The sequence below is a fragment of the Nitrospira sp. M1 genome (assembly GCF_965152605.1).
In genome coordinates this window covers 3,235,175-3,248,922 of record NZ_OZ224217.1, presented here as the reverse complement: position 1 = coordinate 3,248,922, position 13,748 = coordinate 3,235,175, and the positions used below count along the sequence as shown (strand labels likewise).

Below are 13,748 nucleotides of genomic sequence, written 5' to 3'. Positions count from 1 at the left end.
TTACGAAAAGTGACGGACGGGCGGGCCGCGAGATCCTGGAGAAAGAGTGAGGCAGAAAACATTTTGCGCGCCCTCACGAGAGAGAAGGGGAGTGATGCATGTAGAGGCTTGGTCAAGCTGTGTTGTGGGAGTCTGAATCGCCTGGCTCGCCTTACACAGCCAATCGCACCAGGATTGTGTATGGCTGTCCTGACTGTGATGAGCGGTTGCGTGATTGGCCATGGCGCCAGCATAGGATGTGCTGACCGCTAGAAAACAACAGCTCAGGGCTATGGCGATGACTTTATGACTTATTCGAAGATTCATGTGAACGGCCATATGATGTCAAAGGTTGAATTGCAAACACTGATCATACGCTTCCAATTGTTTCCCTCACTGTACTGAGAACGCGCATGTTCGTCTACAGATGTTTACTAAGTCCTGCAACAGTTTTCTGAAAAAATTATCGCGTACCGGTGAGGACAGGTTCCCAATGTTCCTTGCGATTGTCTTGCACAAGGGCATTTACGGATTCGTGAAAAATCCTGAGACTGCCTTTCCCGATTTTTGTGGCCTCTAGTCGGCCTTCTTCGACCCAACGATAAATCGTCCATCGGCTGACATTGAGTACTTGAGCGGCTTCGCCTACGCGTAGAAGTTGCTTAGTCATGGTGAGTATCCTCCTCTTTTTTCATTTCCTGTGTGCAAATGTGTTGGTATGGCATTGTTGTCAAAGCCTTGTGAAAAAATACGTTCCGTCTGCAGGACAGCCAGGCGTTCTTTCTCACCACAGTGCTCATGATCAGACCTGCCAACAAAGACAAGTCCGATTGAACGACAAACGAATGCAATAAAGAATTACACTGTCAGGAATGTATGAGGAGGGCCACGGGATCGAATGGAGAGCGCATCGTATTGAGGCGCTATGGCAGAGGCGTATTGAAGAGTTGCGACAACGAGAAGGTCAGGTTTCGTATCGGGTGTTGAACCTAGTTGACCTGTTGAGGAATAGGAGCCGACTTGGCAGGCCCAAATACACAGTGTCGAATGATTGGCGGTCTGTTGAGTATGGTGTGTGGTTTCATTGGGAGGAGCCGCATGGGCAAACAAACAAAATGAAGCGGCCCCCAGCAAGAACAGGTAGAGCGATGAAAGAAGAATCCCTCCTGACCGAATAGTTCGCCTATGTGAAGAATGCGTCATCATTTCACCGTATTGGGCATTTGGCCAGTAGGAGTACGTGGCTTCCTGGTCCTTAGAGCTACGGCCGTATTCCAGGTTTGGTGGCGATTGCCATACTATGAATGCCGTGTTGTCTGACCTGATCCATTACGGCGATCACCAAGCCATGTCGTGTGTGTTCGTCGGCATTGATGACGACCGAAGGTTCTGCCTGTGCCTGGATCATAACTTGGAGTTTGGCACTCAGTTGGTCAAGCGTAATGGCTTCTTTATTGAAAAACAAGTCCCCTTGTTCCGTTATCGTCAAAGAAACCGGTTCGGTGACCGAATCCGTGGTCGAGTTGGCTTCTGGCAAATTCACGGGCATGCCATGCTGTGTCGTCATCGAGAGCGTGGCGATCATGAAAAACACCAAAAGAAAAAACATGGTGTCGATCATGGGAATGATTTCGATGCGAGCTTTCTTTTTTGCTGAAGCGGGAAGTCTCATGAATGGCTTTGCCGATTTTCGGCTGCGAGAGCCGACTCCATATGGGTGGCATATTGTTCCATACGTTCGGTCGCTTGTTCTACTCGAGCCAGAAAATAATTATAGGGAATGAGAGTTGTCACGGCGACAAAAATTCCTGCTGCGGTACAGACCAGTGCTTCGGCGACACCTCCGGTGACAGCATGAGGTTGCCCGAGTCCTGATTCGGCCATGATGCCGAACGAGTCAATCATGCCCACAATGGTCCCAAGTAAACCCAAGAGTGGACCGAGTGTAATAATCGTGTCGAGTGCGGATAACCCTCGTTTGAGACGGGTCAATTCGGCAAGACTTGCCGCTTCCATGGCCTTTTCAGGCAATTCGCCTCGCTTCATGATACCCGCGGCTAAGACTCGCAATAGTGGCTTCTGGCGTTGTTCGGCAACGGCCAGTGCGTCGGTCAACTTTCCCTGTTCGGTCAGCGTGATGATTTTTTGGGCTTCAGCTTCATAGCCGAGGTGCCGGAAATAGAAACATCGTTCCAGGATAATGGCGATACCCAGGACGGAACAGAGGACTATCGGCACCATCATCCAGCCGCCGGCTATCAGTATCTGCATCATATAGTAGGTCGCCTCATGCTTTCTGGGAATTCAACTGGTTATCCGTGAAGTCCAAATTTCAGTGGAACATCGACATGCTTCTCGATGACAAAGTTACCATCTTTGGCAGGAGCAAAACGCCATTGACGCATAGCCGCAATGGCGGCCTCATCTAAAATCTTATGGCCACTACTTTTTCGAATCGTGATTTTTCCTGGCATACCGCTGGTATGGACAAGGACACGGAGGAGTACGATGCCCTCCCATCCTTCCTCTTTTGCGACTCGTGGATACACTGGACGAACCGAATGGCGAACGCCAATTTTTTTAATGCCTAATCCTTTGGTCGTTGGAAGGCTTGCTGTCAACCGCCGTGTTTTCGTTGGTAACGATGGTGGAGGCGTTGCTTTGATAGCGTGTATGGATGGACGCAACGGTCCAACCGTTGGATGTTGTGCAATGGTCATGTGAGGGCTGGTTGACGTGGATGAGGTTGCCAGGCTTGTCCTTGAGCGTTTCACCATTTTCGTCGCGCTTTGTGCGAATAACGCATCTGATGCCAGTGTATCTTTCAATATTCGTTTTTTGGGGGGTGTCAGTGGCGGTGTGTTCGGTGGTACGGCGTCGAGTTGAAGTGCTGCGACGGCCTTCATGGGTTGTGGTTGCGAGATTTGTGGTTGTACGGGTTGCGTCACAGGTGGTGTGGGTACGCGGCGAGGTAGGGTTTTCAGTGGTGGTGCTGTGGCCTCAGGTGCTGCGCTCGGGGCTTCCGTTTTCATTGGAACTTCGGTGGGAACAAGGGTGACCTTGACTGTTGGGCTGGTGTCAATGGCGGGAGGAGACGGTTGGATGAGAGATAAGCCCAGTAGCACACTTGCATGAAACGCCAGTGACAAGATGCCACAGAGACTGAATATTCGAGGTGAGCATTCTGGCTGTACGGCGGAGGCCGAGGTCATGGCTGAACTTTCTTGACTAATTGTGTGATGCGTTCATCTGTTCCACCGAGTTTCAAGTATTCTTGATACTGTCGTAATGCCTTGTCCGTATCTTTTCGGTGAAATTCATAGAACACCCCAAGATTGTAATAACCTTCTGTGAGATTCGGTTCCAATGAAATGGCTGTGAGGTATTCCTGTTCGGCTTCGTCGAGTCGTTTGAGCCCCGCTAAGATCACCCCAAAGTTCAGATGGGCTTCTGGATTTTCTGGGTCAAGCTTGGTGATGGCGGAAAAATGTTCGGCGGCCTGCTCACTTTTCCCCTGATCCTGGTATAGAAACCCTAAGGCTTGATGTGGGCCAAGCAAATCGTCTTTGATGCTGAGTGCCTGTTCGTAGGCTTGAACCGCCTCGTCCGGCTTGTTGGCTTTTTCAAAAAGCTCTCCTTTCAGAAGCCAGCCCTCGAGATGATTCTGATCGGTTGTATGCAAGCGCTTAAGCATCGTGTGGGCCTGTTCGACATCACCGGCTTGATGATGCCAATAGGCGAGTTTGTAGAGGATATCCGGCTGGTCAGGTTTCAGACTCAGGGCTGAGGTATAGGCCGTAATGGCTTTCTGTGGCTGAGCGGTTTGGTCGTACAAGGCGGCCAAGGCGAGTTGCGCTTCTAGAAAACGAGGATACAGGTCAACGGCTTTTTGGTAGGCAACTTCCGCATCGGCAACTTGCTGTTGATGATGGAGGACGGTTCCCATATCCATGTGTGCACGTGCAAAGTTGGGATAATAGGAGACGGCCTGTTTGAATGCGGCGATCGCTTGTTCCGGTTGCTGCAATCCGGTGAAGTAGACAAGCCCAAGCAAATGATGGGCTTCGGCGAATCGCGGGTACGTGGCAATGGCCTTTTCAAGCGTGGCGACCGCTTGTTCATGCTGTCCTTGCTGGATATGTTGGTGCGCCTGGTTGAAGTAATCCAGGGCTTCATCTGCGAATGCGGCTGATGGAAAAAGCAGGAATGCCCACCACATCATGATGATCAACCACCCATGAAGGTTGAAGATAGGGCGGTGCTGGCTCCTAATTGGTTTGGGGGCTGATCGCATAATTTTAATTGGGTTGATCCAAGTCAAAGCGTATTGGCAGGTCGACGGTTGAGGCAACATCGAATTCTCCGTTTTTGGCCGGGGCAAATATCCATTGTGTGACAGTTTGGACGGCGCTTTCGTCTAAAATGGGATATCCTGAACTTTTTTGCGTTTTAGCCGAGGTCACGCTTCCATCAGATTCAATTGAAATTCGAAGGATTGTGATGCCTTCCCATCCCTGTTCTCTTGCAAAGCGCGGGTAGGGCGGCCGCTGGGCTTTGATGGGTTTCACGGGTGTGCGTATTCCGCGCATCTGCCCTATAGGATCAAGAGCGGGGGATGGTCGTGGTCTGGCTCGGTCGATAATGGGAGAGTCCGGAACACGGAACACAGGGTCGACTGTCAGTATGGGGTGAAACGACGTGAGGTCCGGTACGGGAAATTCGAGGGTTCGAGGGGTTCGAACGACGGCTGTGCCCGGAACCTCGATCATATCGAGTGTGTCGACGTCGGTATGGTCAGCTATTTGCGTTAACCCAATTGAAACTCCAGTAAGGCATGATGTCAGCAGGGCAATGCTTAAAATCCCGATGGTTTTCAGTGATTGCTGTGTCATGGCATATGCGGTGAGTTGGTGTTGAACGACACGTTGATGTGGCTCCGTATACTGATGCGTGTTGCAGTTGTGTGCTCGTTCAGTATTTGGAGGATTTCACCATCTTATGGAAGGTATTTTCAGGGTGTCAAGAAACCGTACAGGCTCTTCATTCGCTGAATGTGCTCTCACATCCTCAATCGAATGCGAGGGCCGGCTGTATAGGAAAATCCTGCCGGCCCTCTTCTCATTGAAAAGCGGTCTAGAATGTGAATCAGCTTAAACCCTGACCACTCACTCTATCAGTCGATTGCCTTCGATAACGCATCAGCCCGAGACCGAGGAGTCCAATGCCGAATAGGCCCAGTGTTCCAGGTTCAGGTACGGGGTTTGGATTTGGAGTAGATTCGGCCTGATGGACATTCAAATTTGTTAAGACAAGGCTGGCTGTTTCTCCAGGCAGTGCGTTGCCAAACGTAGCTGTGAACGACGAAATGCCGTGCCAGGCATTTGGATCAAATGTGAAAGACCCTGTGCCGGGAATGAGAGATGAGGGACCTGCCGTTGAACCTGTAAATGGCGTGAACAATGTATCAACAGTGCCCAGTTCCGTGACGTCGACGCTAAACGCGTCGAATGGGGTTGCCGGATTTGGTCCGCCAAATGTGAATCGTACGCCTTCGGAGTCTCCGGCCATGACTAATCCATCTCCGAAAAGGTGAAAATGACTTTCTGGATCAGTGTTTCGAATGGCCGTGGCGTAGACATTATTTTCTGTGTATTGAAAAATTCGAGCAGGGCTTATGGAACTTTGGTCCAAGATCATTCCTGGTCCGGCCGCGGGATCATTAAAGTCTGTCTTAAAGCTAATACCATGCGCAAATAAGGGGGTCGTGCAGAAAAGGAATGTACATGAGATGAGACAGAATGAAGATAGCCATTTTGTCAGAAATGTTTGCACGATGAAGCTCCTTTCAACTTAGGGTGATGGCGGTCAAGGTCTATGTCTGCGCCGTATTGTTTGCTCAAGTCACGGGTATAAATTACTTGATGCAACCCGGGTATTTCTACGAGTCTTTGCCTACTGATACCAACAGATGCAACAGTTTGTGGAGCAGCAGAGCGTAAATGAATAGAAAATGAAGTGTCTAATAGGGAAAGCCTACGATCATCAAGGGATCGTGAGAATCTGTCGAAGATGAGCGTGTGGCGTAAATTTCCGGAGAATTGCCGTGAGATTTTTGAGAGTGCTTCTAGGAGTTGTTGTTCTTTTTCTTGCTGGAATTACCGTTGGAGGGCAGCTTTGGTCTGAGGAGGTGATTCCTCATTGGTTGATTCCGCTCTTTCTGCTGCCTGCGGCGGTCTTTCTGGATTACTGCGCAAGCAAGGAAGCCCACTCTTGGAACATACTTCAATACTCCACGACTGGTGGTGTGCTTTGTCTCATCCCGCTCGCATTCTTCCTCATGAAATCCGAACCATTTCGAATTCTCTTTGTCGCTGGGGTTCTTATTGCTTTTTATCTTCGTAGCGAAAACCTTGTTTATGGGTGGATATCAGTCTGGATACTACGTGCGCTTGAACAGAAAAAACGCAAAGAGTCTGAGGGGAAGTTTTGAGATTCTAGAAACACTGTTGTGTACCGCTCCAAAAGAGGCTGAAGTTGGAACTACTTTTAGCATTTATATTGCTCCTCGGTCTGACTGTTTGGCGGTGTCATGGTTTGGAGCATTCTCGTGGTCGATAACGTAATTCCTGCCTGGTTCATATTTCCGTTTCTACTACCTGCAGCCATATTTCTTGACCATTTTTTTAGCACCGGAACCTACATATGGAAAATGGCAAAGTATTCTACAACTTTTGTCTTGCTTGGGTTGTCCTTATTTGGATTTCTCTTGACCGAATTTGAAGAAATGCGCACCGCCACTGCTATAGCTCTCGGATTGGTTTTCTTCATTCCGATCGTCCTTGCTCCGGAGATCATATTCTGCTTGCTTGGGACGGTGATTCTTACGGTAGAAGACTTCTTTGGCAAGAAGAAATGAATTTTCAAAATACAGTTTTCAACTGTCCATTCATCTGAACTTTTGCTGTCGAATCACCCGCCGACTTCGTTTCTTTTGATTCTTACCTTTATTCAGGTATACTAGAGGGAAACGTCTGTTTTTTCTCATCTTCTTAGGTAAATCCCTTAACATGTTTATTCAACTCCTGAACATTCTATTTGGAAGCAAAAACGATCGTGAACTCAAGGCCTTCAAGCCGGTTGTGGACAAGATTAATGAGCGGGAGTCCACGCTGACGCCGTTGTCGGATGAGGCCCTGGCTGACAACACGCAAACATTCAAAAAACGATTAGAAGGCGGCGAAACGTTGGACGATATTCTGCCAGAGGCCTTTGCCGTCTGCCGTGAAATGTCCAAACGGCGTTTGGGGATGCGGCATTTCGATGTCCAGCTCTTGGGCGGCATGGTTCTCCATCAAGGACGAATCGCGGAAATGCGAACGGGTGAAGGCAAAACGCTTGTTGCCACGCTTCCTATCTATCTCAATGCTCTGGCCGGCAAGGGAACGCATTTGGTCACGGTCAATGATTACTTGGCGAAACGCGATGCCCAGTGGATGGGTCCACTCTATACGAGCTTAGGCTTGTCGCTTGGCATCATTCAGCATGATGCATCGTTTCTCTTCGATGCCACCTATGATGCCCCTGATAAGCGTCTGCAATATTTACGACCTTGTGAAAGGCGAGAGGCCTATCGAGCTGATATTACCTATGGAACCAATAATGAATATGGCTTTGACTATCTGCGAGATAACCTGACGGTTACGGACTTAAATCAATATGTTCAGCGAAAGCCGTACTTTGCGATTGTCGACGAAGTCGACAGTATTCTCATCGATGAAGCTCGGACGCCGTTGATTATCTCGGGGCCGGCTGAAGCCAGCACGGATATGTATTACCGCATCAACAGCATCATTCCCAATTTACAGCATGAGCGAGATTACACGATAGAAGAAAAAACCAAGACGGTGACGCTGACGGATGATGGGAATGCGAATGTCGAAAAACAACTCGGTGTCGATAATCTCTATGATATGAAGCATTTGAGTCTCGTGCATCATGTCATTAAGGCATTGCAGGCTCATGTGTTGTGGAAACGTGACGTGGACTATGTGGTCAAAGACGGCGAAGTGATCATTGTCGATGAGTTTACCGGACGATTAATGCCGGGACGTCGTTGGAGCGATGGCTTGCATCAAGCTGTGGAAGCGAAAGAGGGTGTGAAGATCGCCAATGAGAATCAGACCCTGGCTTCCGTCACGTTTCAAAACTTTTTCCGCATGTATGAAAAGCTTGGTGGCATGACTGGTACGGCGGATACTGAGGCCGCGGAGTTTGCCAAGATTTATAATTTGGATGTCAATGTCATTCCCACCAATCGGCCCATGGTTCGGCAGGACTATGCCGATGTTGTCTTCCGAACGGAAAAAGAGAAGTTCAATGCCATTGCGGATGAAATCAAGGAATACCATGATCGTGGTCAGCCAGTCCTTGTGGGAACAATTTCAATTGAAAAGTCCGAACGGTTGTCGACGCTCTTGAAGCATCGCGGGATTCCGCATCATGTCTTGAACGCGAAATTTCATGAGAAAGAAGCCGAAATTATTGCCCTGGCCGGTCAAAAAGGCGCGGTGACGTTGGCCACGAACATGGCCGGTCGTGGAACGGATATTCTCTTAGGTGGAAGTCCTGAGGCATTGTTTAAACAGCAGGTGATTTATAAAGATGAAGGTCTGACGGAAGAGCAACAAGCTGAAGCGTACGAAAAAATCAAGTGGCAATGTGAAGAGAATAAAGTCGAGGTGCTGGCGGCTGGCGGCGTACATATTGTCGGTACTGAACGGCATGAGAGTCGGCGTATTGATAATCAGCTTCGCGGTCGAGCGGGACGTCAAGGCGATCCTGGCTCCTCACGGTTCTTCTTGTCTCTGGAAGATGATCTGATGCGAATTTTTGCATCCGAGCGTGTCTCAAATCTGATGCTCAAGCTTGGGATGGAAGAGGGGGTGCCGATTGAACATCGGATGGTGAGTAAGTCCATTGAAAATGCTCAAAAGAAAGTTGAAGGCCATAATTTTGAAATCAGAAAGCATCTACTTGAATATGACGATGTGATGAATAAGCAACGTGAGATTATTTATGAACATCGCGCGATGGTGTTGGGTGCCGAAGATTTGTCTTCAGAAATTCAAGAAATGATTTCGGATACGGTTGATGGCTTAATCGATACCTACTGTCCGGAAGAGCAATATGCCGAAGAATGGGACCTTGAGGGGTTTGTGGAGCAGATTCACGGTCAATTTGGTCTTGATTTCCTTCGTATCGATGAACTGAAAGAGATGGGACGGGATGGCTTGAACGAAGAAGTCCGGGAACACGTTCAACAGGCATATAAAGAAAAAGAGTCACGTTCTGCTGAGGAACAGGGTGTCACCTCGGAGATGTTTCGGTATTTAGAAAAAATGGTCTTGCTGCAAGTCATCGATCAGCAATGGAAAGATCATCTGTTAGGCATGGATCAATTGCGTGATGGTATTGGCCTTCGCGGGTACGGGCAGAAAGATCCGTTGGCGGAATATAAGCGTGAAGGCTACGATATGTTTGCCGGCATGATGGCGCGGATCAAAGGAGAAGCCTTAGAACGATTATTTAAGGTGCAATTGGTCAGAGGAGAGCGGCCAGAGCCGATTGCCGAAGCTCCGGTTGCGCCGCAGATGAGTTTTAATCGGGGAGAAGATTCGGCTCCGGCACAGAAGACGGTTGTTCGCACAGAGGAGAAAGTTGGACGCAACGATCCCTGTCCATGTGGCAGTGGGAAAAAATATAAAAAATGCCATGGTCAATAATGAGGCCGGTGTGACTTTTTACGAGTAAACGTACAGGTAGACCATTTTCTACTGACATGGCATCCGTGACTGTTCTGTTTTGATGTCCCCTTCGTTTCTTTCACGATTCTTCTCAAAAGTTTTTCAGATGTTGATAGTTCGTCGATTGTTGATACTGTACGTAAAAATCATGAGCGTTGGTGCCGGGATGTGTGATCCCCGACAATGGAAGGTGATGTGAGTGAAAAAGACCACGCAATTTAAACAGATGTTGCAATCAAATCGCCTGGAGTTTTTGCTCGAAGCCCATAATGGTCTCAGTGCCAAAATTGTAGAGGAATCGGGACATAAAGGCATTTGGGGTAGTGGACTCGGCATTTCGGCAGCCTTAGGGGTGAGAGACAACAATGAGGCGAGTTGGACGCAAGTTCTTGAGGTTGTGGAATTCATGAGCGATGCCACGACGATCCCCTTGCTGCTTGATGCGGATACGGGGTATGGAAATTTCAACAATGTCTGCAGGCTTGTGCGGAAACTCGAACAGCGTCAAGTGGCTGCGGTATGCCTGGAAGATAAGTTATTCCCTAAAACCAACTCCTTTCTTGGTGAACAGCAGCCTCTTGCGGATATGGATGAATTTTGCGGCAAGATCAAGGCGGCCAAAGACACCCAGCAGGATCCAGATTTTTGCGTGGTGGCCCGCGTTGAAGCCTTTATTGCCGGCTGGGGACTCACTGAAACGCTGAAGCGTGCCCAGGCTTACGCTCGATCAGGAGCTGATGCTGTGCTGATTCATAGTAAGTTGTCGAAGCCTGATCAGATTTTGTCGTTTATGAAGGAATGGCATGAACCCTGTCCGGTGGTCATTGTGCCGACGATGTACTATGCCACGCCTACCAGCGTGTTCGAAGAGGCTAAGGTGAGTATGGTGATTTGGGCTAATCACTTAGTCCGTGCGAGTATTTCGGCCATGCAGGATATTGCCAAAAAAATTCATGCTGAGCGGTCGCTCATGACGGTGGAAGATGCCATCGTCCCGGTTCGGGAAGTGTTTCGTTTGCAAGATGCCGAGACCTTGAAAGCCGCAGAGCATGCCTATCTTCCGAACCGTCAAGCTGAGCATGGACGAGCCATTGTGTTGGCCGCCTCAAAAGGGGCGGATTTGGGGTCCTTGACTGATGAGAAGCCTAAGGCCATGTTGCCGATTCAAGGGAAACCATTGTTACAGAGGCTTACTGACCATTTTCATGCGGTCGGGATTCACGACATTCTTGTCGTGGGCGGGTATAAACCTGAGACCATTGATGTTCCGGACATCCAATTGCTGATCAATGCAGAGTATGAACAGACTAAGGAACTATCCTCCTTGTATACCGCGTTAGACAATTTCGATCGGCCCGTCATTGTCTCGTACGGGGATATTCTGTTTAAGAACTATATCTTGCTCCGACTGCTCAATGAGCCTGGCGATATTGTGGTCAGTGTGGACGCGAATCCCATACGAACTCATGTCCTTAATCGCTTTACGGATTTTGTTCGATGTTCACGAGGGTACGACACGGATTATTTCGAGGAGTCGGTTCGGCTGCTGGAGATGAATCCGTTTCTTTCTGCAGATCAAGCGGATGGGGAATGGATCGGGCTCGTGAAGTGTAGTGCCGAGGGGGCGAAGCACGTTCAGGCTGCGTTAGAAGACCTACATCGCCGAGATGACTTCCATACACTTCGAATGAATGACTTGTTTGAACATCTCATCAAGAAAGGCCAAGAAGTCCGCGTGGTCTATACCAATGGCCATTGGCTTGATATTGACGATCTCGAAATCTTATCGGAAGCCATGGAATTTTGATGCATACCCTATTCTCGTAATGGAACCTGGTTGATTGACTCGGTTGTGGTTACGCGGGAGTTGAGTCTTCCTGTAGAGAGTGTGGTCATTTTTTTCTTATCACCGCGTCCCATTCTTTCGTTCTGGAACACATCTTTCCTCTGTCTGCACATTGAAGTTTCGTAGAACCGCTGCCCCTTCCACGCATGAATGTATTCCCTCCGTGTAAACTCATTGTCTTTGCTTGACTTGCTCAGGCTTTGCCCCTTATCGTACGGCGTTATTTTTTAGGAAATATTCGTATACGAGGAGCATACTTGTGTCAGGTTCTGGCTCGACAGAGATTTGCCATTCGATTCTTCTTCAACGAATCATTGACGAAATTTCACAGAGGGGGCCAATGACCTTTGCTCGTTTTATGGAGTTAGCCCTCTATGATCAAGACGGCGGGTATTATATGACGGTGGGGGCTCAAGCCTCTGATGCGTCACTGGAAGATTCACGTATCGGCTGGACGGGAGATTTTTATACTTCATCCGATGTCCATCCACTCCTTGCGCGATGTCTCATTAAACAGATTCAGGAAATGGATGCCCTGTTAGGTCATCCTACCCCGTTTATGGTTGTAGAAATGGGGCCGGGGAAAGGGTTGCTTGCACGAGATATCCTGCAGGCCTGCGTCGGTGATGACTCTGATCTATCTTCAAGACTGACGTACATATTGATCGAACGGAGTCCGGTGATGCGAGCAACCCAAGAGCGGAATCTTCGCGACTCTATGGAGAAGGGGTGCTCGATTGAATGGCATGCCTCATTGTCAGCGCTGGCTCATGATTCGGTTCATGGTCTGGTGTTTTCAAATGAGCTGGTAGATGCCTTGCCTGTTCATCGCGTCAGTATGGTCAACAAGAGACTGCATGAGGTGTTTGTTGACTACCAGGATGGACAATTTTGCGAACGCTTGGGTGAGCCTTCCAGTCCGGACATTCTCGCCTATATTGAATCCTATGCAGGTGGCAATGATCGGACATGGCCAGAAAGCTATCGCACTGAAGTTCACTTGGAATCCGTGCGTTGGATGGCAGATGTGGCGCATGTGCTTCAACGCGGCTTTGTGCTGACAATAGACTACGGCCATACGGCGTCAGATTATTACGATGTTTCCCGAAACGATGGCACGTTGTTGTGCTATCACAAGCATTCAGCTTCCTCAAATCCCTATGTTCGAGTTGGAGAGCAGGATCTGACAGCGCATGTGAATTTTTCCGCGCTTGCGAGTCAAGGGATTCATGTTGGGTTGTCTGTCACAGGCTTTACCAACCTCATGCACTTTCTTCTCGGACTTGGAGCCGATAGGATGCTGGCTGATGTGGACCCTGAATCAGAGGAAATGCAGTCGGCGATTCAATTTTTACGGCCTCACAGTATGGGACAAACCTTTAAAATTTTGGTACAACACAAAGCACTTGAGCCTCCGACGTTAGCAGGTCTCAAATTTCGGCCCTTCTTTGAAAAGGCTTTGCTTGGTGTCGGCTCAGAACCTTGAGCCGAATTGTTCCTTGTCCGAGATACGAACGACGAGATACGAGGAAAGATGTCGGCATTGTTGATAATTGTCATGAATATGCAAATTGTGCCGGTAAGATAGAAAGATTCACGAGAGGTCATGCATGGGTGGAGAAGCCGTCCCATTTAACTATATCCCTATTGTCATTTTTATGGTCTTGGGGACTGTCTTTGGCCTAGTGTCGCTTCTTGTGGGCATTGCCTTACGTCCCCATCGGCCTTACCGCGCGAAGTTGCTTCCGTATGAAAGTGGGAGTCCGCTGTTCATGGATGCCCGCATTCAATTTCCGATGCGCTACTACATTATTGCCATGCTGTTTGTCATTTTTGATATTGAAATCATCTTTTTGTTTCCTTGGGCTGTGGCTTTCAAGCAGCTTGGGCTGTTGGGGCTGATTGAAATGGGGCTCTTTATTGCCATTTTGGTTGTAGGATTTTGGTATGTCTGGAAAAAGGGTGCATTAGATTGGGAGTGAAATATAGGCCTTTAGGCCTAGCCAAAAAGGGGAGTGAACAGATAAAATAGCCCGCTAACAAGAACTCCCTTATTAAGGAATTCCTTCGTGAGGGTATTAATCATAGTGAGGTGATCGAGTGGTCGAGAGACATTCTCG

The 13,748-nt window shown here is 48.7% G+C and carries 15 protein-coding genes; 6 read left to right on the top strand and 9 right to left on the bottom strand.

Annotation, left to right across the window (positions count from 1 at the left end):
- From ACWHX8_RS14705 to ACWHX8_RS14665, 9 genes are all read right to left on the bottom strand, one after another.
- Positions 1-306, bottom strand: coding sequence for a hypothetical protein (locus tag ACWHX8_RS14705; RefSeq protein WP_447968883.1), 306 nt, complete (start codon positions 304-306; stop codon positions 1-3).
- Between the two features lie 136 nt (positions 307-442).
- Positions 443-649, bottom strand: a complete 207-nt coding sequence (locus tag ACWHX8_RS14700; RefSeq protein WP_447968882.1) for a helix-turn-helix domain-containing protein — start codon at positions 647-649, stop codon at positions 443-445.
- 188 nt (positions 650-837) lie between these two features.
- Positions 838-1,185 (bottom strand): hypothetical protein, encoded by a 348-nt coding sequence (locus ACWHX8_RS14695; RefSeq protein WP_447968881.1) that lies wholly within the window; start codon positions 1,183-1,185, stop codon positions 838-840.
- A 55-nt stretch (positions 1,186-1,240) separates the two neighbouring features.
- Positions 1,241-1,651, bottom strand: coding sequence for an ExbD/TolR family protein (locus ACWHX8_RS14690; protein ID WP_447968880.1), 411 nt, complete (start codon positions 1,649-1,651; stop codon positions 1,241-1,243).
- Positions 1,648-2,253, bottom strand: a complete 606-nt coding sequence (locus ACWHX8_RS14685; protein ID WP_447968879.1) for a MotA/TolQ/ExbB proton channel family protein — start codon at positions 2,251-2,253, stop codon at positions 1,648-1,650. The genes ACWHX8_RS14690 and ACWHX8_RS14685 overlap by 4 nt, the downstream gene beginning before the upstream one ends.
- A gap of 38 nt (positions 2,254-2,291) precedes the next feature.
- Positions 2,292-3,191: a TonB family protein gene (locus ACWHX8_RS14680; protein WP_447968878.1), complete on the bottom strand. Its 900-nt coding sequence runs from the start codon at positions 3,189-3,191 to the stop codon at positions 2,292-2,294.
- Entirely contained in the window at positions 3,188-4,201 is a 1,014-nt protein-coding gene (locus ACWHX8_RS14675) for a tetratricopeptide repeat protein (RefSeq protein WP_447968877.1), read from the bottom strand. The genes ACWHX8_RS14680 and ACWHX8_RS14675 overlap by 4 nt, the downstream gene beginning before the upstream one ends.
- A gap of 76 nt (positions 4,202-4,277) precedes the next feature.
- Complete coding sequence (locus ACWHX8_RS14670; RefSeq protein WP_447968876.1) at positions 4,278-4,871, bottom strand: energy transducer TonB; 594 nt, start codon at positions 4,869-4,871, stop codon at positions 4,278-4,280.
- Positions 4,872-5,124: 253 nt separating this feature from the next.
- Positions 5,125-5,811, bottom strand: a complete 687-nt coding sequence (locus ACWHX8_RS14665) for a PEP-CTERM sorting domain-containing protein (protein WP_447968875.1) — start codon at positions 5,809-5,811, stop codon at positions 5,125-5,127.
- Positions 5,812-6,082: 271 nt separating this feature from the next.
- On the opposite strand from ACWHX8_RS14665, the gene ACWHX8_RS14660 reads away from it, so the two are divergent.
- From ACWHX8_RS14660 to ACWHX8_RS14635, 6 genes are all read left to right on the top strand, one after another.
- The gene (locus ACWHX8_RS14660; protein ID WP_447968874.1) at positions 6,083-6,469 is read left to right on the top strand and encodes a hypothetical protein; all 387 of its coding nucleotides are present in this window, start codon (positions 6,083-6,085) and stop codon (positions 6,467-6,469) included.
- Between the two features lie 219 nt (positions 6,470-6,688).
- A complete protein-coding gene (locus tag ACWHX8_RS14655) occupies positions 6,689-6,895 on the top strand; it encodes a hypothetical protein (protein ID WP_447968873.1) in 207 nt (68 codons plus the stop codon).
- A 151-nt stretch (positions 6,896-7,046) separates the two neighbouring features.
- Entirely contained in the window at positions 7,047-9,761 is a 2,715-nt protein-coding gene (gene secA, locus ACWHX8_RS14650; RefSeq protein ID WP_447968872.1) for a preprotein translocase subunit SecA, read from the top strand.
- Positions 9,762-10,008: 247 nt separating this feature from the next.
- Positions 10,009-11,589 (top strand): phosphoenolpyruvate mutase, encoded by a 1,581-nt coding sequence (gene aepX / locus ACWHX8_RS14645; RefSeq protein ID WP_447971920.1) that lies wholly within the window; start codon positions 10,009-10,011, stop codon positions 11,587-11,589.
- A gap of 298 nt (positions 11,590-11,887) precedes the next feature.
- The gene (locus ACWHX8_RS14640) at positions 11,888-13,114 is read left to right on the top strand and encodes a class I SAM-dependent methyltransferase (RefSeq protein ID WP_447968871.1); all 1,227 of its coding nucleotides are present in this window, start codon (positions 11,888-11,890) and stop codon (positions 13,112-13,114) included.
- Between the two features lie 124 nt (positions 13,115-13,238).
- Entirely contained in the window at positions 13,239-13,610 is a 372-nt protein-coding gene (locus tag ACWHX8_RS14635) for an NADH-quinone oxidoreductase subunit A (RefSeq protein WP_447968870.1), read from the top strand.
- The last annotated feature ends 138 nt before the right edge of the window (positions 13,611-13,748 follow it).

Excerpts from the sequence above, each read along its gene's own strand:
- ACWHX8_RS14635 (WP_447968870.1), top strand. The coding sequence starts at position 13,239 with ATGGGTGGAGAAGCCGTCCCATTTAACTATATCCCTATTGTCATTTTT.
- ACWHX8_RS14675 (WP_447968877.1), bottom strand. The coding sequence starts at position 4,201 with ATGATGTGGTGGGCATTCCTGCTTTTTCCATCAGCCGCATTCGCAGAT.
- ACWHX8_RS14700 (WP_447968882.1), bottom strand. The coding sequence starts at position 649 with ATGACTAAGCAACTTCTACGCGTAGGCGAAGCCGCTCAAGTACTCAAT.
- ACWHX8_RS14670 (WP_447968876.1), bottom strand. The coding sequence starts at position 4,871 with ATGACACAGCAATCACTGAAAACCATCGGGATTTTAAGCATTGCCCTG.
- ACWHX8_RS14695 (WP_447968881.1), bottom strand. The coding sequence starts at position 1,185 with ATGATGACGCATTCTTCACATAGGCGAACTATTCGGTCAGGAGGGATT.
- ACWHX8_RS14655 (WP_447968873.1), top strand. The coding sequence starts at position 6,689 with ATGGCAAAGTATTCTACAACTTTTGTCTTGCTTGGGTTGTCCTTATTT.
- secA (WP_447968872.1), top strand. The coding sequence starts at position 7,047 with ATGTTTATTCAACTCCTGAACATTCTATTTGGAAGCAAAAACGATCGT.
- ACWHX8_RS14680 (WP_447968878.1), bottom strand. The coding sequence starts at position 3,191 with ATGACCTCGGCCTCCGCCGTACAGCCAGAATGCTCACCTCGAATATTC.
- ACWHX8_RS14685 (WP_447968879.1), bottom strand. The coding sequence starts at position 2,253 with ATGATGCAGATACTGATAGCCGGCGGCTGGATGATGGTGCCGATAGTC.
- ACWHX8_RS14705 (WP_447968883.1), bottom strand. The coding sequence starts at position 306 with ATGAATCTTCGAATAAGTCATAAAGTCATCGCCATAGCCCTGAGCTGT.
- aepX (WP_447971920.1), top strand. The coding sequence starts at position 10,009 with ATGTTGCAATCAAATCGCCTGGAGTTTTTGCTCGAAGCCCATAATGGT.
- ACWHX8_RS14690 (WP_447968880.1), bottom strand. The coding sequence starts at position 1,651 with ATGAGACTTCCCGCTTCAGCAAAAAAGAAAGCTCGCATCGAAATCATT.